The sequence below is a fragment of the Nonomuraea sp. NPDC050022 genome (assembly GCF_044460705.1).
Classification (GTDB): domain Bacteria; phylum Actinomycetota; class Actinomycetes; order Streptosporangiales; family Streptosporangiaceae; genus Nonomuraea.
On sequence record NZ_JBITKE010000008.1, the window covers coordinates 41,841 to 63,188 of the forward strand.

Annotated in this window: 19 protein-coding genes; 9 read left to right on the forward strand and 10 right to left on the reverse strand. The window is 69.3% G+C overall.

All coding sequences use genetic code 11. The features are described 5' to 3' along the window. Positions 1-4: 4 nt before the first annotated feature. The 4 genes from ACIBO2_RS32500 to ACIBO2_RS32515 are packed head-to-tail and all read right to left on the reverse strand — an operon-like array spanning position 5 to position 4,425. Positions 5-877: a carbohydrate ABC transporter permease gene (locus ACIBO2_RS32500; protein WP_358543809.1), complete on the reverse strand. Its 873-nt coding sequence runs from the start codon at positions 875-877 to the stop codon at positions 5-7. Further along, complete coding sequence (locus ACIBO2_RS32505; protein WP_358543807.1) at positions 874-1,797, reverse strand: sugar ABC transporter permease; 924 nt, start codon at positions 1,795-1,797, stop codon at positions 874-876. The genes ACIBO2_RS32500 and ACIBO2_RS32505 overlap by 4 nt, the downstream gene beginning before the upstream one ends. Beyond that, positions 1,797-3,149, reverse strand: a complete 1,353-nt coding sequence (locus ACIBO2_RS32510; RefSeq protein ID WP_358543806.1) for an extracellular solute-binding protein — start codon at positions 3,147-3,149, stop codon at positions 1,797-1,799. Before ACIBO2_RS32510 ends, ACIBO2_RS32505 begins: the two co-directional genes overlap by 1 nt. After that, positions 3,136-4,425, reverse strand: a complete 1,290-nt coding sequence (locus ACIBO2_RS32515) for an alpha-L-fucosidase (RefSeq protein WP_358543804.1) — start codon at positions 4,423-4,425, stop codon at positions 3,136-3,138. The genes ACIBO2_RS32510 and ACIBO2_RS32515 overlap by 14 nt, the downstream gene beginning before the upstream one ends. A 120-nt stretch (positions 4,426-4,545) precedes the next feature. Between ACIBO2_RS32515 and ACIBO2_RS32520 the strand changes: the two genes are divergently transcribed. The 4 genes from ACIBO2_RS32520 to ACIBO2_RS32535 all read left to right on the forward strand — a co-directional run bounded on the left by ACIBO2_RS32520 (position 4,546) and on the right by ACIBO2_RS32535 (position 7,989). Next, positions 4,546-5,247 carry a GntR family transcriptional regulator gene (locus tag ACIBO2_RS32520; protein ID WP_358543802.1) on the forward strand — a complete coding sequence of 234 codons (702 nt, stop codon included), beginning with the start codon at positions 4,546-4,548 and terminating at the stop codon, positions 5,245-5,247. Positions 5,248-5,313: 66 nt separating this feature from the next. Continuing rightward, positions 5,314-5,469, forward strand: a complete 156-nt coding sequence (locus ACIBO2_RS32525) for a hypothetical protein (RefSeq protein WP_397301782.1) — start codon at positions 5,314-5,316, stop codon at positions 5,467-5,469. A 163-nt stretch (positions 5,470-5,632) separates the two neighbouring features. Then, positions 5,633-5,926, forward strand: coding sequence for a hypothetical protein (locus ACIBO2_RS32530; RefSeq protein ID WP_397301785.1), 294 nt, complete (start codon positions 5,633-5,635; stop codon positions 5,924-5,926). Between the two features lie 47 nt (positions 5,927-5,973). Then, positions 5,974-7,989 carry an ATP-binding protein gene (locus ACIBO2_RS32535; protein WP_397301787.1) on the forward strand — a complete coding sequence of 672 codons (2,016 nt, stop codon included), beginning with the start codon at positions 5,974-5,976 and terminating at the stop codon, positions 7,987-7,989. Positions 7,990-7,997: 8 nt separating this feature from the next. Here ACIBO2_RS32535 and ACIBO2_RS32540 read toward each other — a convergent pair whose 3' ends face one another. Genes ACIBO2_RS32540 through ACIBO2_RS32550 form a run of 3 tightly spaced genes read right to left on the reverse strand, consistent with a single transcriptional unit; the run spans position 7,998 to position 11,053 of the window. Continuing rightward, a complete protein-coding gene (locus ACIBO2_RS32540) occupies positions 7,998-8,693 on the reverse strand; it encodes an aspartate/glutamate racemase family protein (RefSeq protein WP_358543793.1) in 696 nt (231 codons plus the stop codon). 24 nt (positions 8,694-8,717) lie between these two features. Continuing rightward, on the reverse strand, positions 8,718-10,094 hold the full coding sequence (gene murF, locus ACIBO2_RS32545) for a UDP-N-acetylmuramoyl-tripeptide--D-alanyl-D-alanine ligase (RefSeq protein WP_358543791.1): 1,377 nt from the start codon (positions 10,092-10,094) through the stop codon (positions 8,718-8,720). Continuing rightward, positions 10,091-11,053, reverse strand: coding sequence for a D-alanine--D-alanine ligase family protein (locus ACIBO2_RS32550; RefSeq protein WP_358543788.1), 963 nt, complete (start codon positions 11,051-11,053; stop codon positions 10,091-10,093). The genes murF and ACIBO2_RS32550 overlap by 4 nt, the downstream gene beginning before the upstream one ends. Before the next feature lie 288 nt (positions 11,054-11,341). Between ACIBO2_RS32550 and ACIBO2_RS32555 the strand changes: the two genes are divergently transcribed. Next, positions 11,342-12,079 carry a VOC family protein gene (locus tag ACIBO2_RS32555; RefSeq protein WP_358543786.1) on the forward strand — a complete coding sequence of 246 codons (738 nt, stop codon included), beginning with the start codon at positions 11,342-11,344 and terminating at the stop codon, positions 12,077-12,079. Between the two features lie 72 nt (positions 12,080-12,151). Here ACIBO2_RS32555 and ACIBO2_RS32560 read toward each other — a convergent pair whose 3' ends face one another. The 3 genes from ACIBO2_RS32560 to ACIBO2_RS32570 form a co-directional block, all read right to left on the reverse strand. Then, positions 12,152-12,745, reverse strand: a complete 594-nt coding sequence (locus ACIBO2_RS32560; protein WP_358543784.1) for a putative glycolipid-binding domain-containing protein — start codon at positions 12,743-12,745, stop codon at positions 12,152-12,154. Continuing rightward, the gene (locus tag ACIBO2_RS32565; protein ID WP_397301792.1) at positions 12,742-13,155 is read right to left on the reverse strand and encodes a hypothetical protein; all 414 of its coding nucleotides are present in this window, start codon (positions 13,153-13,155) and stop codon (positions 12,742-12,744) included. Before ACIBO2_RS32565 ends, ACIBO2_RS32560 begins: the two co-directional genes overlap by 4 nt. A 127-nt stretch (positions 13,156-13,282) precedes the next feature. Next, on the reverse strand, positions 13,283-17,317 hold the full coding sequence (locus ACIBO2_RS32570) for a glycosyl hydrolase 115 family protein (protein WP_397301795.1): 4,035 nt from the start codon (positions 17,315-17,317) through the stop codon (positions 13,283-13,285). A gap of 174 nt (positions 17,318-17,491) precedes the next feature. Between ACIBO2_RS32570 and ACIBO2_RS32575 the strand changes: the two genes are divergently transcribed. The 4 genes from ACIBO2_RS32575 to ACIBO2_RS32590 are packed head-to-tail and all read left to right on the forward strand — an operon-like array spanning position 17,492 to position 20,776. After that, positions 17,492-18,490: a LacI family DNA-binding transcriptional regulator gene (locus tag ACIBO2_RS32575; protein ID WP_397301798.1), complete on the forward strand. Its 999-nt coding sequence runs from the start codon at positions 17,492-17,494 to the stop codon at positions 18,488-18,490. Between the two features lie 7 nt (positions 18,491-18,497). Next, positions 18,498-19,661 (forward strand): glycoside hydrolase family 97 catalytic domain-containing protein, encoded by a 1,164-nt coding sequence (locus tag ACIBO2_RS32580; protein ID WP_397301800.1) that lies wholly within the window; start codon positions 18,498-18,500, stop codon positions 19,659-19,661. A gap of 47 nt (positions 19,662-19,708) precedes the next feature. Next, positions 19,709-20,434 carry a hypothetical protein gene (locus tag ACIBO2_RS32585; RefSeq protein ID WP_397301803.1) on the forward strand — a complete coding sequence of 242 codons (726 nt, stop codon included), beginning with the start codon at positions 19,709-19,711 and terminating at the stop codon, positions 20,432-20,434. 45 nt (positions 20,435-20,479) lie between these two features. After that, positions 20,480-20,776 carry an ArsR/SmtB family transcription factor gene (locus tag ACIBO2_RS32590; RefSeq protein WP_397301806.1) on the forward strand — a complete coding sequence of 99 codons (297 nt, stop codon included), beginning with the start codon at positions 20,480-20,482 and terminating at the stop codon, positions 20,774-20,776. The last annotated feature ends 572 nt before the right edge of the window (positions 20,777-21,348 follow it).

Below are 21,348 nucleotides of genomic sequence, written 5' to 3' on the forward strand. Positions count from 1 at the left end.
TTCTTCACTTGAGCGCACCCAGGGTGATGCCGCTCGTGACGTAGCGCTGGAAGATCAGGAAGAGGATGACGATCGGGAAGGTCGCGATGACGAGGCCGGCGAAGAAGGCCCCCTGGTCGCTGACGAACTGGCCCTGGAAGGAGAGCAGGCCGACTGACAGTGTGCGGTCCTGCGGGCGGGTCAGCAGGACGACGCCGAACTGGACCTCGCTCCACACGAAGATGAGCCCGAGCAGCGTGACCGAGACGAAGCCGCCCTTGCTGATGGGCAGGACCACGCGGAGCAGCGCGGCCAGCTCCCCGTAACCGTCGATCTTGGCCGCTTCGAGCAGTTCCCGCGGCACGGCGGCGAACACCGACCGCATGATGAGGGCGATGGTGGGCGTCATGAACGCCGCGTACACCAGCGAGATGCCCGCCACGCTGTTGAGCAGCTGATACCTGCCCAGCAGCTCGAACGTCGGGATCAGCGCGACGACCAGCGGGACGCTCAGGGCGAGGACCATGACGCGGCTGACCGCGTTCGACAGGCCCCTGGTCGCGCGGGCCAGGCCGTAGCCGGCCAGGCTGCCGCAGGTCACGCCGATGGCCAGGCTGCACAGTGCCACCAGCACGCTGTTGATGATGTACGTCGACAGCGGCGCGCCACCGACCACGCCCCGCCAGGCGTCGGCGTAGTTCGACAGCACCCACTGGCCGCCCAGCCCCAGCGGGTGGGCGTAGATGTCGCTGGTCGGGTGCAGCGACAGCAGCAGCATCGACACGAACGGCACCACCGTGATCGCCGTCCAGACCAGCAGGAGCGTGTAGCCGACGTACCACAGCGGGCCGTGCCGCCAGGCCGATCGCCTCCGGCTTGGAGTCCGCGGCGCCGTCATCGCGCGTCCAGGGTCTGCTGGCGGAAGATCCGCATGACCGTGATCCCGATGACGGCGACGATCAGCGTGGTGAGGACCGCGGTGGCCGAGCCGTAGCCGTAGTCCTGGTCGACGAAGGACTGCTTGTAGACCAGCACCGGCAGGATGCTCGTGGAGTTACCCGGACCGCCTCGGGTCATCGCGTAGATGACGCCGAAGGCGTTGAAGGAGAACACCGAGGTCAGCGTCGTGATCGTGCCCAGCATCGGCACGATGTTCGGCAAGGTGATCCGGAACAGCCGGCCGGCCGCTCCGACGCCGTCGAGCGTCGCCGCCTCGTGCACCTCCTCGGGGATGGCTTCCATCGCGCCCAGCAGGATCAGCATCGCGTACCCCGTTTGCGTCCACACCGCGACGAAGATCGCCGCGTACAGTGCCGTCGAGGACGACGCCAGCCAGGCGTGATCGTCTCCGAGCCCGATCAGGCCGAGCAGTGAGTTCACCACGCCCGTCGTGGGCTGGAAGGCGTTCGACCAGAAGATGCCCGCGATGCTGACCGGGATGATCACCGGCAGGAACCAGACGACCTTGAAGATCCGGGCGCCGGGGACCTTCCGGCTGATCGCGTTGGCCAGGAGAGTGCCGAGGGTCACCGTGAACACCACGGTCCCGACGAAGAACTGCAGGCTGGTCCCGATGGACTGCCAGACCAGCGAATCGCGCAGCAGGCGCCGGTAGTTGTCCAGGCCGTGGTAGGCGACCGAGCCGATGCCGTCCCAGGAACCGAGGCTGATGCGCACGGATCCGGTGATCGGGTAGGCGACGAGCACGAGCAGCAGCACCAAGGCCGGGACCATCGCCGCGATCGGGAAGATCCGTGCCCTCCGGCGCGGCGGCCGCGCCGTGGCGGTCGTCGCCAGGACGACTTTGTCGGCGATCATCAGTCCGACGCTCCCGACACCTTGCCGGACTGCAGGTCCTCCAGCGCCGACTGGTACTGCTGGGCCGCCTGCTGCGGGGTCAGCTTGCCGGCCACGAGCTTCTGCAGCACCGGCACGGAGAACGCCTGCCCGAGGGTGGAGGGCACGGTGGAGTCCCAGATGTTGACCAATCCGACGGACCGCGACAGCTCGAACTGCTGCTGCACCAGGTCGCCGAGGTTCGACAGGCTCGACGCGGGGATCGAGCTGAACACCGGGAGCGAGCCGGTGGCGGCGATGACGCTGACCTGGTACTTGTCGGTCATGAAGAACTGAAGGAACTTCTTGGCCAGATCCGGGTTCGCCGCCTTGGCCGGGACCACCAGGGTGTCACCGTTGAAGGCGTCGAACGGCGTCTTGCGGCCCGGCGTGAGCGGGGGCAGCAGGAACCAGCCCATTTCGAACGACGGCTTGGCCTCCTTCAGGCTGGAGTAGGTGTAGTTGCCGCCCTGCAGCATCGCGAGTTTTCCGCTGGTGAACAGCCCCTGGGCCTGGTCGGTGTCCATGCCGAGCATCCCGTTCTGGTAGATGCCCTTCTTCTGCCAGTCCTGGATCGTCTGGAGCACCTTCACGAAGCCGGGGTCGGTGTACTTGACGTCCGTGGGTGATCCGGGCTTGAAGTTGGTGAGCATGGCGTCGTAGTCCTCGGCCGGCACCGCGGTGGGCAGCAGCGCGTCCAGCGTGTGCCCCAGGTCGTACGGGCTCGAACCGCCCACCCCGAACCCCTCGTACCCGGCGGCCTTGACCTTGCCCACCATGGATTCGAAGTCGGCGACGGAGGCGACCTGGTGGTCGGCCGGGTCGGGGAGGCCGGCCTTCGCGAAGGCCGCCTTGTTGTAGTAGACGGGGTTGATCAGCAGTTGCTCGTAGAGGACGCCGTAGTGGTGCCCGTCGGTCGTGTAGTAGTCGGCCTGGCTCTTGGAGTACTTGTCCGCCAGGCCCGCGGCCTTCCACACGTCGTCCAGCGGGGTCAGCTGCTTGTTCTTCAACAGCGCGGACCAGACGCCCGTGCTGCGCTGGAGGTAGCCGATGTCCGGGGTGCCGGTCGAGCTGAGCAGTGCCACGTTGGGGCCGCGGGAGCTGCCGGAGTCGACGCCCTCGAAGGTGACCACCGTGCCCGGGTTGGCCTTCTCGAAGTCCTTGCCGACCTGCTGCATGGCGCTGGCCAGCGGTCCGGTGGGGATCTGGATCCGGAGCGACTTGCCGTCGCCGCCGCCCGGTCCGGTGCCGGTGCCGCACGCGACGCCGACGGCCGCGAGCAGGACGCCCGCGAGGACGGGCCTGACTACCTTGAGAGTTCTAGACAGTGGCATGGGAGCCGTCCTTCCAGGGAGCTGACAGCTCAATGGCGATGACGTCGATGAGTGCGCCGGTCGGTGGCGGCACGGTGATGAACAGTTCGCCGAGCGGCTCGTCGTCCGCGCCGTTCGCCTTGTGCACTTCCTCGTTGAGGCTGTACTCGAGCGGTTGCTCGGTGCCGAGCAGGCGGACGCCGACGACCGAGCCGATGGGAACGTTCCTGACGACGAGCACGTCCTGCGGTATCAGCAGCAGGTGGAGGTAGATGGTGTTGTCGCGCTGCGTCGCCGGACCGTGGAAGTCGAGGCGTTGCGGCGCGGGCGCGGCCCCGACGATGCTCTCGCCGTGGCCGGCGAGCCAGCCGCCGAGTTGCTTGAGCGTGGCGACCTCGGTCGGCACCAGCGACCCGTCACCCCGCGGCCCGATGTTGAGCAGGAGGTTGCCGCCCCGGGAGACGACCTCGCTCAGGTAGGAGGCGAGCAGCCGGGGGCTCTTGTAGTCGAGGTCGCCGGGCCGGTAGGCCCAGCTCTCGCTCATGGTGAGGCACAGCTCCCACGGGCCGCCCGGTGGCCGGCGCGGCATGCCCTGCTCGGGTGTCGCGTAGTCGCCCTGGCCCGGCAGCCGGTCATTGATGATCACGTCCGGCTGCAGGGATTTGATCAACTCGCGAAGCTCGGCGGCGTGCCACTCCTCCCCGGTGCGTTCCCACTCCCCGTCGAACCAGAGCAGGTCGATCGGCCCGTACTCGGTGAGCAGTTCGGTGAGCTGGCCCTTGACGTAGCCGAGGTATCGCGCCCACTGCTCCGGCGCGGGCCGCCGGTAACGCTCGTGCGGGTAGGGACGATCGGCGTCGGTGAACGCCGGGTAGTCGGGATGGTTCCAGTCGAGCAGCGAGTAGTAGACGCCGACACGCAGGCCCTCGGCGCGCAACGCGTCGAAGAACTCCCGGGTGATGTCACGCCCGTACGGCGAGGCCGCGATGGAGTACTCCGACTGCCTCGTGTGGTACATCGAGTACCCGGCGTGATGGCGGACGGTGAAGACCACGTAGCGGGCACCCGCGTCGCGCGCGAGCCGCGCGACGCCGCGCGGATCCCAGCGCCGCGGGTCGAACGTAGCCGCGCTCGACTGATATTGCGCGATGGTCATGTCGGCTTCGGGTTCTGTCCGGTCCGGCAGGATCGAGTGGCCGACCAGGGGCCAGCCGATCTCCACGCCTTGCTGACTCGCATGGTCCCAGTGCACGAACAGGCCGAAACCCGCCTCGCCGAACCAGTCGGGAATGGTCACGAGCTCATCCTTCTGCGTTGGGCAGACTTGCCCAGATCGGATACGATACGATTTGCATGAGGATGCAGGGCGTTTCGGGCATCTGTCAACCACGAATACGGAAGTTCATTTGGAGGGGAGATGAGTGACTCGACGCCGGTGGCGGGCGCGTCCGGCGGCTCGGGTTCGGACGAGCCGGCCAAGGTCAGCGTCCGCGAATCGGTCTTCCAGGCGCTGAAGGCCCGGCTCATGGATCACGACCTGGAGCCTGGGGCGAAGCTGTCGATCGACGGGCTCGCCCGCGCACTCGACGTGTCGCAGACGCCGGTCCGCGAAGCGCTCGCGCGTTGCGAGTCGGAGGGGCTGGTCGTCCGCCGGCCGAACACGGGCTATCTGGTGGCTCCCCTGCTCGACCGGGCCGCCCTTGACGACTTGTACGACGTCCGCCTGCTCCTCGAACCGTCCGCCGCCGCGCGTGCCGCACGGTACGCCACGACCGCCGAGGTGAGCGCCATGCGAGGGTCGCTGGAGCAGATGATGTCACCGCTGGTCGGCGACACCTACGAGGCGTATCGCGGCTTCGCGGAACTGGACGCCCTGTTCCACAACGCGATCGCCGAGGCCAGTCGCAGCCCGCTCATCGCCGACACGCTGCGCAGATTCCGCGCGCACACCCATGGTTACCGTCTCTACTTCCGCCATGGGATCGCCAGTCACGCCGCCGATGAGCACCGCGCGGTGCTCGACGCCATCTGCCGCAACGATCCGGAGGCGGCGGCGAGCGCCATGACCGCCCACCTGGAGGCGTCGCGGTCACGCCTGACGAGCGCCTACGAAACCTGACCCGGCCAGGTCCGCGATCCCCTACCATTTCCCGTTATGCGGATTCCCGTTATGCGGATTCCCGTTATGCGGACTCCTGCGCTCACCACCGATCCGCTCGTCGGCCGGCACGGCTTGAAGCGACGCGTCGACGAGCTGACCGGCGCCGCGCGTACGGAACAGGGCGGCGCGCTGGTGCTGGAAGGCGAGGCGGGCATCGGCAAGAGTGCGCTGCTGGAGTAGGCCCGCAACGCGGCGCCCGGGTTCCGGGTGGTCCGGACGTCCGGTCGGAGTTCGAGCAGGAACTGCCGTACTCCGCGCTGCACCAGCTGTGCGTGCCGATGCTGAAGCAGCTCGACGGGCTGCCGGACCGGCATCGCGACGCTCTGCGGGCTGGCCCAGGGCGATGGTCTTCCTCGCCCGCCGGATCGCCGCCGACCCGGTAGCGATGATCTTCGCGGTGCGGCCGACGGACGCGGCGGAGGGGTTCGGCGAGCTGCCGAAGCTGGCCGTCGGCGGCCTGAGTGACGAGGACGCCAAGGTGCTGCTGGCGACGCGGAGCCCGTTCCCCCTCGATGACCAGGTCCGGGACCGGCTCGTCGCCGAAGCACCGGCGACGGTACGAAGGCGACCCCGAGCTGGCCGCGCTGGTGGGCATGCTGCCGTAGCCCGCGCGGTCGCCGCCGTCGAGAAACGGTGACATGCGGCGGACGGCGCGCGCACATTCGGCACCGATCGTAGTTCGTCATGAACGACGGATCTGGATTGCTGGGATGGCACCTGCGAGCGGCGCGTGAGAGGGCGTTCGCCGGGCGGGAGGAAGAGCTCGCGGTTTTCCAGGCGGCGTTGTACGGCGGCGGCTGCAGCGTGCTGTTCGTGCACGGCCCCGGTGGCATCGGGAAGTCGGCCTTGTTGCGGCGGTTCGCTCACGAGGCCGCGGTGATGGGGCGGCCGGTGTCCATGGTGGACGGGCGCATGTCGGAGCCCTCACCGGGGGCGTTCGAGGCTGAGGCGGAACCGGTCTTTCGTGATGCGGGGGCGGTGCTGCTGATCGACTCCTTCGAATGCGTTCAGGGCTTGGAGGGATGGCTGCGTGAGCGGTTCCTGCCGCGGATGCCCGTGGGGGCGCTGGTGGTGATCGCGGGGCGCTACCCGCCGGATCTGCGCTGGCGGGCGGACCCGGGATGGGCTGGGGCGCTGGAGGTGCTGCCGCTGCGCGACCTGCGGGCCGCGGACGCGCAGGCCCTGATGGACTCCTGCGGGGTGCCGCCCGAGTCGCGTGGGCCGCTGTCAGCCTTCGCCGGTGGTCATCCGCTGGCACTGCTGCTGGGAGCGGCCGTGGCGGTGAAGGACGGCGGGGGCGGCCGGCGGTGGACGCCGCGTCAGGACGTGGTGGCCACGTTGCTGGATCAGTTGGTGGGCGAGGTGCCTTCGGCGGCCCATCGGCATGCTCTGGAGATCTGCGCGCACGCGTACACGACCACGGAGGACCTGCTGCGTGCGGTGCTGCCGCAGGACGCCGGGACGTTGTTCCGGTGGTTGCGGCGGTTGCCGTTCGTGGAGTCGAGCGGTCTCGGGTTGTTTCCGCATGACGTGGTGCGGGAGGTGGTGGAGGCTGACCTGCGATGGCGGGATCCGGAGGGGTACGCGGTGATGCGCGAGCGCGTTCACGCCCATCTGGCGGACAAGGTGCGTACGGCGAGCGACGCGGACGTGCCCGGCGCCGTGGCGGCACTGCTCTACCCGCGCAACGGGGCGTCGGCCGATTTCCACGGCCGCCACGACGAGGGCGAGTTCCAGGAAGAGGTGCTGCGCCAGGAGGACGTCGACACGTTGCTCCGGGTGGCGACGGCGGCGGAGGGCGCGGCGTCCGCGCGCTGCGCCGCCTTCTGGGCGGAACGTCAGCCGGAGGCGTTCCGGCTGTATCGGCGCAGCGAAACCGGCGAGCCCGTGGCCTTCGCCGCGTGGTTGCGGTTGGCGCGATTCGATGAGGAGGAGCTGACGGCCGATCCCATCGTGGCCATGGCGTGGGCGCACGCCCGTGCCACCACGCCGTTGCGCACCGGTGAACATATGGCGGTCAGCCGGGTATGGACGCTGCCGACGTATCGCGGAAACTCGCCTCTGATGGAGGTGATCCAGTGGCGAGTGATCGGCGATTGTCTGCGGGCCGAGCGGATGGCCTGGTCATATATCGCGGCACGGCATCCGAACCATGTGTGGGCGGAGCTTTTACGGCATTACGGGATGCGTGACATCTCCGAGCAGCCGCGGTTGGGGGATGACGCGTACACCCTGTTCGTCCATGACTGGCGCGCGGTGCCGGCGCGGGCGTGGCTGGAGCGGATGAACCGGCTGCCCGCCGGCGGCCCGGGTGCCGCGACGGCGGAGCTGGCGGTGCTGTCGCGGGCGGAGTTCGCCGAGGCGGTCCGCGAGGCGTTGCGCCAGTTGTCGCGGCCGGACGCGCTGGCCACTTCCCCGCTGACGCGCACCAGGCTGATCGCCGAGCGGGCCGGGCGGGATCCGGCCGCGGCGCTGGGGGACCTGCTGCGCCAGGTGATCGACGACCTGCGTGCGGATCCGCGCTCGGTCAAGTTCCATCAGGCGCTGTCGGTCACGTTCCTGTGCGGCACGCCCACCCAGGAGCTGGCCGCGGAACGGCTCGGCCTGCCGTTCAGCACCTACCGCCGCCATCTGGCGGCCGGCATCGAACGTCTCCGCGCCGACCTGTGGCACCGGGAGCTGTACGGCGCACCGGCGTAGCGATCCACCTAAGAGTCGGCAAGAGCGAAGCCGGCCGCCGCCTCCGCGTGCAGCCGGGCGCTCGGCAGCACCGGGATGGCGCTGTCCTTCTCACTGATCAGCAATTCGATCTCCGTGCAACCGAGGACGACGCCTTCAGCGCCGTCGGCCGCGAGATCATCGATGATCCGGGCGTAGGCGTCCCTGGACGATTCCCGGAGCACCCCGCGCACCAGTTCGTCGAATATCACGTGATGGACCAGTTCCCGCTGCTCACGCCGCGGCACGACCACGTCGAAGCCGTGGGCGGCCAGCCGATCCCGGTAGAAGGGCTCCTCCATGGTGAATCGGGTGCCCAGCAGGCCGACCTTGCGCATGCCCCTGGCGCGGATCTCGGTGCCCACGGTGTCGGCGATGTGCAGTACGGGCACGCTCACTGCCCGCTGCACGTCGTCGCTCACCCGGCTGAAGGTGTTGCTGCAGATGAGCAGGACCTCGGCACCCAGATCCGCCAGTTTCCCGCCCGCCCCGGTCAGCAGCGTACTCACCTCGTCCCAGCGGTCGGCGAAGATGAGGTCCTCGACCCGCGTGTAGTCGACCGACCAGATGAGGCTGTCGGCGGAATGGCTGCCGCCGAGTCGCTCGCGTACCCGCTGGTTGATGATCTGGTAGTAGATCACCGTCGATTCCCAGCTCAACCCGCCGATAAGCCCGATAGTGCGCATGGAACTCCATTTCCTTTTGGACAGTCACTGGGTCAGCGCACGGGCGCAGGCGCTGAGCCCGATCTCGCTGGAGGCCTTGACGAGCACCACGTCTCCCGGTTCGAGGAGCGCGGTGGCCAGCTTGATGGCCTCGGCCACGTCCTCGACGATGTGGACGGCCACGCCCTGGTTCGCGGTCTCCGCCGCCCACGCCATCGCGAGCGGATCCCCGGCGCCGACCGTGATCAGCACGTCGAAGCGGAGGTCGGCGACGAGCCGGCCCATCTCCGCGTGCCGGGCGCGGGAGGCGTCGGCCTGCTGGCCCATCGCGCCGAGTATGGCGACGGTACGACGAGTGCCGGCCAGGGCCTTGACCGCCCGCAGCCCGGCCCGCATGGACTCGGGGTTGGCGTTGTAGGCGTCGTTGACGATGGTGATGCCGTCAGGTCGTTCGACGATCTCCAGCCGGCCCCCGGAGCGCCGCCGCGCGGCGGTCAGCCCTTCGGCGATCTCGGCAACGCCCAGGCCGAGTGCGGTGGCGACGGCGGCGGCGCCCAGGGCGTTGCTCACCTGGTGCTCGCCTATGAGGTCGAGCTCGACCGGGGCACGGCCGGCGGGCGTCACCAATTCGAACGCGGTTCGCGCCCGGTCGGCCATCCGTACGCCTTCGGCTCGCACCCGCGCCCGCGCCGACCTGCCGTACAACAGGATCTGGGCCTTGGTGCGGCCGGCCATGCCCATGACGTACGGGTCGTCGGCGTTGAGCAGCGCGAACCCGTCCTCCGGAAGCGCCTCGACCAGCTCGCCCTTGGCCTCGGCCACGTCGGCCGGCCCGGCTCCCATACGCTCCAGATGCGCGGTGCCGACATTGAGCACCAGCCCGACCTGGGGAGGCGCGAGCCCGGTCAGGTACGTCAGGTCGCCCTTCCGGCTCGCGCCCATCTCCAGCACCAGGTATCGGGTGGTGGCGTCGGCACGCAGCACGGTGAGCGGCAGCCCGAGCTCGTTGTTGAACGACCTGTTGGTGGCGACCGTCGCGGCGCGCCGTTCGAGCACCTGGGCCAGCAGGTCCTTGGTCGTGGTCTTGCCCACCGAGCCGGTCAGGCCGATCACGATCGGGCTGACGCGTTCGAGCAGGTGCCTGGCCAGCAGGCCGATCGCGAGCTGGACGTCCTCGACCACCAGGGCGGGCACGCCGACGGGCCGCGCGGCCAGCACGACGACGGCGCCGTCCGCGATGGCACCGGCCGCGTAGTCGTGACCGTCGACGCGGGCGCCGGCCGTCGCGGCGAACAGGCCGCCGGGCACCACCTCGCGGGAGTCGACCGCCGCGGGCGCCGTCACCAGCGCCCGCGGGTCGGGCACGTCATGCAGGCTCGCGCCGACGACCCGCGCGATCTCGTTCAGCGTCATGGGGATCATGAGCCGCTCCTGGCGAACGCGAGGTCGATCAGGCGGCGCAGCAGGTCCGGGTACGGGACACCGCTCGCGGCCCAGGACCTGGCGTAGACGGAACGGGAGGTGAAGCCGGGCATGGTGTTGATCTCCAGTACGTACAGGCGTCCCGTGTCCTCCTCATAGAGGAAGTCGACCCGGGACAGGCCGTAGCCACCGATCGCCCGGAAGGCGCGCAGGGACAGCTCGCGTGCCTCCTCGGCCACCCGTTCCGGCAGCACGGCGGGGATGGTGGCGATCTCGGCCTGGCTGAGGTATTTGGCCTCATAGTCGAGCCAGTCGCCGGGCACGATGAGCTCGCCGCACACCGAAGCGTCCGGCGTGTCATAGTCGCCGAGCACGCCGCAGATGACCTCGCGCGCGCTCACGCCCTGCTCGACGATGACCACCCGGTCGTAGGCCAGCGCCAGCTCCACGCCCGCGCGCAGTTCCTCCATGGAGGTGACACGTGAGATGCCGATGGAGGAGCCCATGCTGGCCGGTTTGACGTACATCGGCCAGTCGAGCGACTTCACCAGACCCCAGTAGTCGGTGGTGGTGCGCCATTCGTGCGCGGTGAACCACACGTGCGGGGTGACCGGGATGTCCTCCGCCAGGAACACGCGCCGCATCGCGACCTTGTTCATGGCCACGGCGGAGGCCATGACGCCGCAGCCCACGTACGGGATGCCCAGGGTCTCCAGGTGACCCTGGACGACGCCGTCCTCGCCGAACGGCCCGTGCAGCACGGGGAAGACCACGTCCGCCAGATCGCCTCGCAGCTCCACCGGCCATCTGCCCTGCCGGTCGATGATGACGGCGACGGGCTCGTACAGGTCCCTCGGCAGGGCATCGAGCACGGCCTGCGCCGACTGCAGCGACACCTCGTGCTCGGCGGACGGCCCACCCGCCAGCACAGCCACGCGTACGCGTTCGGTCAAGATCACTCAGCCTTTCCTCAGCGGCACGGCGACAGCACGGTGTGCGCCGTCGTAGAACCAGCCCGCCGAGTGTCGGCTCTTCGCCTGATCACTTCCCAGGCCATTCGCTGCCCAGTTCCTGACCAAAGCGCGCCCGCAGTGTGCCGCTACATCCGCCACCGCCACCGCCACCGCCTCCGCACCCGCCCAAAGCCATCGGCCGCTCGGCGAAGTCCCCGGCCTGCCCGTTACCGCCGGTTGAGCCGAAGGTGCGTGGTTAATCCTGGTTAATGGGTTGGGCATAGGATCGGCGGCATGGCGCTGCGACTTGTTCAGGTGAATTTCAAGGCTCGGGATGACTCGGCGCTCGGCCGGTTCTGGGCGGAGGCGCTCGGTTGGGGTCTTTCCAGCGAGGGACCCGGCGTGACCAACCTCGAACCCGAGGGCTTCTCCTGGCCGGACCCCGACGCCTTCTACATCGATCTCGTCGCCGTGCCGGACCCCGAAACGGTGAAGTATCGCGTGCACCTCGACCTCGCCACCACCTCCGCCGCCCATCAGGCGGAGCTGGTCGCGCGCCTGAAGGAGCTCGGCGCGACACCCGCCGACGTGGGCCAGGGCGACGTCCCGTGGACGGTTCTGGCCGACCCGGAGGGCAACGTGTTCTGCGTGCTGGAGCCTCGGGAGATCTACCGGGACACCGGGCCGATCGCCGCGATGGTGGTCGACTGCGACGATCCGCGGGCCATGGCCCGGTTCTGGGGCGAGGCCACGGACTGGAGCGTGCACGAGGTGACCGACGATCACGCGACGCTGCGCTCCGCCAAGGGCGTCGGCCCGTATCTTGAGTTCCTCCGCAGGTCCGGCGTGCCGACCGTGTGGAGCCGCATCCATATCGACCTGCTGCCCGACCCCATCGACGAGCAGGCGGCGGAGGTGGCCCGGCTGCGGACCCTCGGCGCGACGCCCGCCGATGTCGGCCAGGGCGACGTCCCATGGAAGGTCCTGGCCGACCCGGAAGGCAACGAGTTCTGCGTCCTCGGCCGGGCCTGACCCGGAACCTGCCCCGCCTGCGCGCCGCCTGGCGCCACTACTCTCTCGGCGGTACGGCCGCGCCCGCCACGGTCAGCGAGTTCGGAGGTCCACTCGCGAGGCCAGGCCGGGATAGTCGAGGACGAATCCGGACTCGTCGTAGATCAGGCGGCAGGCGACGTCAAACACCGGTGCGGCGTAGTCATAGCGCTGACGACGGCCCTCATCGGGGATCCGGGTGTAGTGCTGGTCGAGGCGTTCGACGGTCAGGTCCACGGCCCGTACATAGGCGGCCGGGGCGTCCTGGCCGGCGCCCACGGCCAGGAGCAGCCGGTGCACGGGGAACGCGTTCGTCATGGCCGATGACTCCAGATCCACGTCCAGGCAGCCGTCGAGGTGGGGCGCCGGCACACCGTCGACGCGCCAGCTCCCCGGGTCGCCGGACTCCAGGACCGTTTCCCTCACACCTGCCATGGAACGGCTGGTGAGCTGTGCCCGCCGGGTCCTCCAGCCGGCGTCCACCTCGATGGTGTAGCCGACGGCCCAGGTCTGGCCCTCCTCGACGGCCGTGGTGCGGCCCTCGATGAGATGGCCGCCCCGCGTGGGTTGGAAGTAGACGACCTCGAAGCCCGTGCGGGCGGTGTGGTGCCGCCAGGCCGCGGTTTCCGGCGGAGAGGTGAAGATCACCGGGTAATTGTGCCGCAGCTGACCGGCTCCCCGGTGGCGAACGACTCGTTGGCGGCCGGTCCGATCACCAGGGCGCGGGCGCCGTCCCGCTCGTCCGCGAGCGCCACCGGGGAGGCCGCGCCGTCGAACATCGCGGCCGGCATGCGCTCGTCGGCGCCGCCGTGCCCCTCGTGGACCACCGTCACCGGGACCTCGCGCGGGGGCGCCCACAGAGGACGCACGCGGATCCGCGCCCCGCCGGAGTTGGGCGGGGCGACGTCGCCGTGCAGCGCCCCCGACCCGGCGGTGACGCCCGTGCCCGGATCGGCCCATTGCGTCTCCTCGACCTCCAATTCCAGCCGCCCCCGGGTGCCGTTGAACATCACCCGGTACCCCTCCCAGGGGGAGTACGCCGTGAGGTGGTAGGTCATCGTGGCGCCGCGTCGGTGGTGCCGACGTCGAACTCGGTGATCGCGATCGCCTCGGGCACCGTCACCGTCGACGGCCGCCGCCGGAAGGCCGGCAAGGTCATCGGGTGACTCCGGCCACGTCAGAGCGTCATGAAGCGCTCGCTTTCCGGCCGCTGGGGGTCTGGAAGCCGGTCAGGCCGGGTGTGTCGTCCGTGGTCAGGACGATCTGGTTGAGCACCAGCCCGGCCTCGCGAGGCGCTAGCGAGATCGTGTGCTCGCCCGGCCCGAGCGCCAGCGCGGCCGCGGCGACGCTCGTGCTGCCGTACCAGGTCTCGAACCCGGTCTCCGGCCCGGACTTGTTCGACTGGTATCTCCACTGCCCGTCGACGACCACGTGGTAGGAGTCGGCGTCGGCGTTCGGGTTGCTGGTGTTGACGAACAGGTAGTACGTGCCACCGGTCTGGATGTCGACGGTGAAGTCGAGCCGCGGTGGTGCTCCCGCCGCGGAGCTCCCGTTGACCTTCTGTGTCGGGCCGGCCTTGAACAACGCCTCGGCCTGGGCAGCCGAGGTCGCCAGCCACTGCGCCTTCGCACTGGCGTCGGCCGGCGGGACGACCTGGAGACCGTTGCGGGCCAGCGCCCAGCCGTGCGTGCCGTTGTTGCTGTCGGCCGCGTTGGCGGCAGCGCTCTTCTCCAGCGCGTCGGCCGCGTCGAAGACGACCGAACCGTTCCGCTCCAGATAGGCGCCGACCGGTGCCCCAGTGGCTCTGCCCACCGTGACAGGCGCCACCCAGGCCTCACCGCCGGCGGCGGTGATGGACAGCTCGGCCTTCCCGGCCCGGTGTCCGGTGACCTGTACCTGACCGTCCTTCACTGCGACCGACACTGCGGTCTCGTTGTCGGACTCCGCGGCCGCCACATCCCGTACACCCGTGATCGTGCTCGTCTCGCCCACCGACGTCTGGATCGCGGGCAGCCGCCGGAGCCTCGGCATCTCGTCAGGAACAGGCGCCACGGTGGCCTTCTGGGGTGGGGCGATGTTGTTCGGGCTCTCGGGCGGGCCGACCAGGCCGTCACCGGCCGCGCCGGCGCGGGTCTCGATGATGATGCGGTCGAAGAGGATCGCCGCGTCCGAGCGGTAGACCACGAGGTCGTGCCAGCCCGGTGTGGTCACGTCGATGGTGAAGTTCAGGGGTTCGATTTGACGCATGATGTTGAAGCCCCAGGGGCTGGTGCTCGTACCGGCGACAGAGTTGCCGCGCAGCAGGCCGGGCGCCTGGGCGTCGAGCCCGATCGCCGTACGCGCGGTTCGCGGCGTGCCGTTGTCCTCTGTGCCTTCGTTCAGGGTTGGAATGCGGTAGAAGGTCCCGGTGAACTTCCCGGTGGAGGTGAAGTAGACGCGGTATCTCAGGCGGGCGGTCGTCTCGAAGCCGGAGTCGACCCGGGGCGCGATCTCCGGGAAGCCGCCCATCAACGCCCCGCGCTGACCCACGCCCTCAAGGGGGGCCCACCGGCTCCCGTCGGTTCCGGGCACGTTCTCGGCGAAGTGCTCGGCCTCAAGGGCCACGTATCCGTTGGCCTCCAGGTGCCCGCGCTCGGCATAGCGCAGGTCCACGGCCGCCCGCGCCGCCTCGACCGTGAACGTCGCGACCGGGTCGCCGACCTTGGCTCTGTTGACGGCGTTGAAGACCCGGATCGTCCCCGTCGCGGCCGGGTGGTTCTTGGCGACGGTCACCGTGACCCGTTGCTCTGTCGCGGTCGTGCCCGAGCGCTGGGAAAGGGTGATCCACCGAGCGTCCGCCTCGGCGACCCACTCCTGCGCTCTGGCCGCGTCGTCCCGGGAGAACACGTCGAAGAACCGCTTGTCGTCGGGCGCGGCCGAGTTGAACGCCAGCGTGCCACGGCCAGGCTCCTTGCTCCCCTCGGCGGCGGCGCCCACCGCGTCGGCCAGTGTGGCCACCCGGGCGTACCGGTCGTTGGTCAGCATGACGGTGCCCTCGTTCGGGAAGCCTTCGGGATGGCTGTGGCCGATAGCGTGGTCCCACTTGCCGCCGCTGATCGTGTTCCAGTAGTCCTCGTCGGTGAGAACGCGCTCACGGGCCTGCTTCGAGAGCAGCTCGTAGCTTCCCGCGCCGGCGTAGCGGCCTTGGGCGGCGGCGAGCTGGTTCTTCCAGTAGTAGCCGATCTGCTCGGCCATGTTGCGGTAGGACCGGACCCGGTGGAGCACCTGCTGATAGAACGCCGGGCGATAGCGCGGGTCGAGCTTCGCGGAAACACCCTCGAGAATCGCCACCAGTTTGTTGGACTCGTTGATGTAGCGCTGGAGCTCATCCCCGTCCGAGGTGGCGCTGAACGGGAAGACCTGACCGTTGTGGATCCTTCCCGAGCTCGCGTTGGAGGAGTTGATCTCCCCCCAGAACTCGGCGCGCTTGGTGCTCTCGAGCGCGTCGAACCTTTCCAGCGCGTCGGTGACCACGGCGGCGTCGTCGCCCTTCAGCCGGAAGTCTCGCCGCACCTGCTCGGTGAGGAACCTGCTCCCGATGTTCGTGTCGTCATAGCCCTTGACGTCCCACGCGAGCTTGGCGAACAGGTCGAGCTTGATCTCGCCGGGCTTGATGTCCCCGACGTTGAGGATCCAGTAGCGCCCCGCGCCGGAGTTCCACGCCCGGTGCAGCTGCTGCACCATCAAGGACATCGGCGTGGAGTTCAGCCACAGGTAGCTCTTCGGCTCGCCCCAGTAGGAGATGTGGTAGTAGACGCCGTTCCCGCCGGACCGGGCGGCTTCGGTACGGGTGGGCACCTGGCGCAGGTAGCCCTGGTTGTCCTCGGCCCACATCAGGGTCACGTCACCGGGGATGTAGTTCTTCAGCCCGGCGTTGTAGAGATCGTTCATCTCCTTGTAGGGGATGAACACCTGCGGCACGGCGTCGGCGCTGCCGTAGACCGCCGCGATCAGCTTGCGCTGCTCGCTGATGACGTCGGCCAGCATCTCGATCTTGTCCTTGAACCCGTACGGGTTGCCGGGTGTGAACACCGGATCGCTGTCGTGCACCCCGCGAATACCCAGGGCGAGGATGTTCTCGAAGCCGGAGTTGGCGACCACCCGCTGGCGCCAGTACTCCAGGATCGCGGGCTTGTTGATCGAATAGTCGTAGGCCGCCACGGCGTCCGCGCCCTTGATGTCGAGCGCGTCCTTGTTGCGGTCGTACCACTGCCGCCACTCCCCCTCGTTGTTGCGCAGCATCAGCTCCGCGTGAGAGGAGGAGGCGACCACGCCGAACGCCGACGCCTCGCGAGCATTGACCGGGGTTCCGTTGTCGTACGTCCCGGTGTCGGTGACCGCGTTGAACGCCCTCGAGGCCAGGTGCATCGCCGGCCATAACGTGTTCAGCTTGAGCCGCAGCATCAGCTCATAGACGTGCCGGTAGTAGTTGACATCAGGCGTGCCGTTGCCGGTGGGGAACTTCTTCTTCGCCCACACCATGGTGCGTTCTTCGTCGTTGATGAAGATGCCGCGGTACTTGACGTCCGGCCCGTCGTCGACCCTGGCCTTGCCTTCGACCTCGATGTCATCGCGCCGCTTGACCGGCATGTCGCTGTACCAGTACCACGGCGAGACGCCGATCTCCTCGGAGATCGAGTAGATCCCGTAGATCGTCCCGCGGGCGTCGCTGCCCGCGATCACCAGTGCGTCGCCGACCCCGGGAACCGGGTTCTTGATGGTCTTGGTCGCGTACGCCTCCCACTTGCCCTTGATCCCGGCGGCCTCGTCGAACTTGCCGGCCGCGACGATCGCGTCGATCAGCCGGCTCTGACCGAGCTGGCCGACGATGATCGCGGTCTTCTGGCCCGCGGCTTTGGTCCGCAGGGCCGGCAGCTTGCGCTGGTCGGCCTTCGCCAGCCGCGCTTGCCTGGCGGGCGTGTCGTCGACGAACAGGCTCTGCACCTCGCCGGGATCGATCGCCCCGGTCACCATGGCGACATCCTGACGCAGGTCCTGGACCGCGCGGCGGATCTGCGTGTAGTCCCGATCGGCGTGATCGCCGCCATAGGACGGGTCGATCAGGATCGGAGCGGTCGTACGCCCGTCGAAGATGGTGAAGCCGGTCGATGACGCCTGCGCCGGCGTCACCCCCACCCACGTCAGCGACGCGGCCAGCAGGGCGCCGATCGTCACAGCCACGGACCATCGCCTGGCCCGACCCGCGATGTGCGGCAGTCTCTGTCCGGGCTGCGACATCCCTCGCTCCTCTCGCCCGACACGGCCCGACGTGGCCGGCATGATCGGAACGTAGGTACCAGACGACAATTTCTGCAAGGTGTTGCCAGAATTTCCATCGCGTGACTAGATGCGTTCGTGGAGCCCACGATCTTTGACGTCGCGCGAGCCGCCGGCGTGGCCGCGTCGACGGTGTCCCGGGCGTTCAACAAACCCGGCCGGGTCAACGAAGCGACGCGACAGCGGATCATCGCCACCGCCGCGCAGCTCGGCTACCAGCACAGACCACAGAACCGCGCTCTCGCCGGTGTCCGCCACCGCACCGTCGCCATGGTGCTCTCCGACATCACCAATCCCCACTTCTTCGAGCTCATCCGCGGCGCGGAGCAGCGCGCGAAGGCATCCGATGTCACGCTGGTGATCGTCAACGCCGAGGAATCCCGGCGCATCGAGGAGAACCAGATTCGCGGCTTGGCCACCGGCGTGGACGGGTTCGTACTGGCCTCCAGCCGACTCGACGACGAGGTCCTGCGCGACCTCGCCAAACTGCACCGGATCGTGCTGTTCAACCGAGAGCTGCCCGGGCTGACCAGCGTGACGTTCGACACCGGCGCCGGCTGTCAGCAGATCCTGGAACACCTGGCCTCGCTCGGACATCAGGGCATCACCTACTGCGCCGGGCCACCCAGCTCCTGGATAGGTGCGGCGCGCTGGGCCGCACTGAGCGCCGGGGCCGAAGCGCACGGTCTGACGGCGCACCGGATCGGTCCGTACGCCCCCAACGTCGCCAACGGCGGGGCCGCCGCCGACGGAGCACTGCGTACCGGTGTGACGGCGGTCGTGGCTCACAACGACCTCCTGGCGATCGGAATCATCCGACGTCTCGCCCAGCGCGGTGTCCGAGTCCCGGCCGACATCAGCGTGATCGGGTTCGACGACATCTTCGCCGCCGACTTCGTCCATCCCTCGTTGACCACCCTGGCCGGGCCCGGCTCGCATGCCGGTCGGCTCGCGGTGGAGCTCCTGATCGAGCGGCTCGCCGCACGATCACAACGCGAGGGCGAGGCGATCCGCCTGCCCACCGAGCTGGTACTTCGCGAGTCGTCCGGCCCGGCGAAGTGCCTTCCCAGCAAATGAGGTGCGCATGAAGCGAGCGGACGCGGCGCGGCGAAGACTCCTCGCGATGACGGTGGCCGTCGTCATCCTTGACCACGCGAGCGACAACGGCATCGGGTACATCGCCCACAACGAGACCCGCGGTGACATCGACGACCAGAACCTGGAGAAGATCTTCTCCCGGTACGAGGAACTCGGCATCCACGCGGTCGAGACGGGCTACGCCACCAAATTCCTGCTCGGCGGCGTCAACCGCAGCCACTACGACCAGGAGGCCGTCCGCCACTACCAGCGGGTGATCGACGCGGCGGCCCGGCACCGCATCACGATCGACGCGCATAAGGCGATCAAACCCACCGGCCTGGCGCACACCTACCCGAACATGATGACGGGCGAGGGCGTCGCGGGCATGGAGCAGCAGAACTACATGGGCGTCAACGGCAACCCGCCGGCGCAGGCCACGATCCTCCCTTTCACCCGATTCATCGGAGGACCCGCCGACTACACGCCCGGCGTCCTGAACGTCACCTGGGACCCGGCCAGGCTCGGCACCCGCGTCCAGACCACCTCGGCCGCGCAGCTCGCGCCGTACCCGACGTTCTTCAGCCCGATGCAGATGCTCGCCGACACCCCCGGGAACTACGCCGCCCACCCCGAATTCGCCTTCCTCAAGAACATGCCCGCCACGTGGGACGAGACCCGCGTCCTGGACAGCGTCATCGGGGACTACACCGTGACGGCCCGTCGCGACGGGGGCACCTGGTACCTCGGCGCGATCACCGACGAGAACGACCGGACCCTCCAGGTCCCGCTGTCGTTCCTCCCCCAAGGCACCTTCGTGGCGGAGACCTACGCCGACGCCCAGGAGACCACCTGGAAGGGCGACCCGCTGCCCGTCGAGATCCGCAAGACGCTGGTCCGATCGTCCACCCGGTTATCCATGTCGCTGGTCGCCGCCGGCGGGCAGGCCGTCAGGATCAGACCCGTGACCGGCCGGGACCTCGACCAACTCCCCTGGTACGCCGACCCCCGTGCCGGATACGGCACCCCCGAAGCGGTGCTGGACCCGGCCACCCAGCAGCTCACCGTGCAGGCTCCCCTGACCAACAAGGGCAGCACGGTGGCCGAATTCCAGACCCGGCTGTTCAACGGTCGCGCCGCGGGCCAGGTGCGGAGCGTCGCCGTCTCCTGAGGCTCCAGGAAGTACGGCTGGCGCTGTATGGTCTTCCCCTCGCCGAGGTGAGCGCGCAAGCCCGAACCGCCATCGACGACCGGCTCGCCGCCCCGCTCGGCCCACCGCAGGCGCTGTTCTCTCTCGCGCTGAAGGTGCGGCTCGCGACCGACGCCGGAGCCCTCGACCCGGCACTGTCCGGCCGGCTCGGCACCGAGGTCGAAACCTCGATCACCGCCGCTGCCGCCGACGACCCGGCGGGGATGAGGGAAGCGCTCAACCGGTTCACGGCCCTGGTCACGGCCGCACCGATCCCGGCGGACGTCGCGGCCGACCTGCTGGCCATCAGCGGAGTGCTCGCCGCCGGGCCTCGCAGGATCGAGGCGGAATCCGCGCAACTCCTCAGCGGCGCGTGCCTGCGTACCGACCACACCGGCTACACCGGCACCGGCTTCGTGGCCTGCATGAAGACCAAGGAAAGCGTACGGTTCAACGCCCCGGTCACCGTCGGCGGCCTCTACACCCTCCGCCTCCGCTACGCCAACGCCATGGGCACTACCCAGACCATGACGCTGAGCAGCGGCACCCGGTCCAGCCGGCTCAAGCTCCCCACCCTGGCCAACTGGGACACCTGGTCGGAGCACCAGCTCAGCCTCCTCCTCACCCCGGCCACCCCGCTGATCTTCGCCTTCGGCCCCAACGACAACGGCAACGTCAACCTGGACTCCGTCACCCTCGACCCCGGCCCCGGAGCCATCCACCGACACCCCGCAGCGACCAGGGGGAGGCCCTAAGATATTCCTTGACACGAATATTCTCCATGATGAATACTTCTCGCCATGGACGCAGTGGACATACTTCTCACCGCGCTGGCCGATCCGGCCCGCTGGCGGCTCGTGAGCCTGCTGGCCGAGCGGCCCCGCCCGGTCGGCGTCCTCGCCCAACTCGCCCAGGCGCGCCAGCCGCAGACGACCAAGCACCTGCAGACCCTGGAGCGCGCCGGCGTCGTCACCTCACAGCGCACCGGTCAGCGCCGTATCTACGCGCTGCGGCCTACCCCCCTGCGGGACCTGGCGGCCCTGCTCAACCGGATCGCCGACACCGCGGACCAGGCCGGCGGACCGCGTGTCCGCTGAGCCATCGAACGGGGCATGGACCTGTGCCAGGGCGGCCAGGAGGCAGCCCGCGCGCATGGCTCGCCAGGCGCGCTACGCATTGATGTTCGTCTCCTCGGTGATCTCCAGGTCCACCATGCGGCCGTCTGGGTCAGTGAGAAGGTGCCTGCCGGTCGGGAGCTCGCGGACGACCGCGTGCGCGGGGACGCGGACACCCAGACGCAGGCTGCCTGTGGGGGGGTCGGCGGCCGGAGGCCGGGTAGACCTCGAAGACCGTCCCGCCAAGCTCGGCGGCGTAATGCTCGGGGCCGACCGGCTCTACAACACCTTGTACGGGATTCTGTCGCCGCGCCAGCGGGTGATCCCGCAGATGCTGCTGGAGGTGCCCGTCGGCAGGCGCGCCTCAGACCTGGAGCGCCGGCGCAAGAGTCCGGCTGCGACATCGGGCAAGAACCTGGAGAAGGCGCTGGAGCGCGCGGCGGAGATCCTCGGGGTGGGACTGGGGGCCATGCCGCCGCCACCTGAGGTGCCGCACCGAGATGGTGCCGCCGCCCGACGTCGACCCCGCGCTGGTGACAGGGTTCGAGCGCCTC

Bases quoted from the DNA above. Each gene is read 5' to 3' on its own strand.
- ACIBO2_RS32510 (WP_358543806.1), bottom strand. From the start codon at position 3,149: ATGCCACTGTCTAGAACTCTCAAGGTAGTCAGGCCCGTCCTCGCGGGC.
- ACIBO2_RS32580 (WP_397301800.1), top strand. From the start codon at position 18,498: ATGAAGCGAGCGGACGCGGCGCGGCGAAGACTCCTCGCGATGACGGTG.
- ACIBO2_RS32530 (WP_397301785.1), top strand. From the start codon at position 5,633: ATGGTCTTCCTCGCCCGCCGGATCGCCGCCGACCCGGTAGCGATGATC.
- ACIBO2_RS32540 (WP_358543793.1), bottom strand. From the start codon at position 8,693: ATGCGCACTATCGGGCTTATCGGCGGGTTGAGCTGGGAATCGACGGTG.
- ACIBO2_RS32505 (WP_358543807.1), bottom strand. From the start codon at position 1,797: ATGATCGCCGACAAAGTCGTCCTGGCGACGACCGCCACGGCGCGGCCG.
- ACIBO2_RS32500 (WP_358543809.1), bottom strand. From the start codon at position 877: ATGACGGCGCCGCGGACTCCAAGCCGGAGGCGATCGGCCTGGCGGCAC.
- ACIBO2_RS32565 (WP_397301792.1), bottom strand. From the start codon at position 13,155: ATGACCTACCACCTCACGGCGTACTCCCCCTGGGAGGGGTACCGGGTG.
- ACIBO2_RS32590 (WP_397301806.1), top strand. From the start codon at position 20,480: ATGGACGCAGTGGACATACTTCTCACCGCGCTGGCCGATCCGGCCCGC.
- murF (WP_358543791.1), bottom strand. From the start codon at position 10,094: ATGATCCCCATGACGCTGAACGAGATCGCGCGGGTCGTCGGCGCGAGC.
- ACIBO2_RS32535 (WP_397301787.1), top strand. From the start codon at position 5,974: ATGAACGACGGATCTGGATTGCTGGGATGGCACCTGCGAGCGGCGCGT.
- ACIBO2_RS32525 (WP_397301782.1), top strand. From the start codon at position 5,314: ATGCGGACTCCTGCGCTCACCACCGATCCGCTCGTCGGCCGGCACGGC.
- ACIBO2_RS32555 (WP_358543786.1), top strand. From the start codon at position 11,342: ATGGCGCTGCGACTTGTTCAGGTGAATTTCAAGGCTCGGGATGACTCG.
- ACIBO2_RS32520 (WP_358543802.1), top strand. From the start codon at position 4,546: ATGAGTGACTCGACGCCGGTGGCGGGCGCGTCCGGCGGCTCGGGTTCG.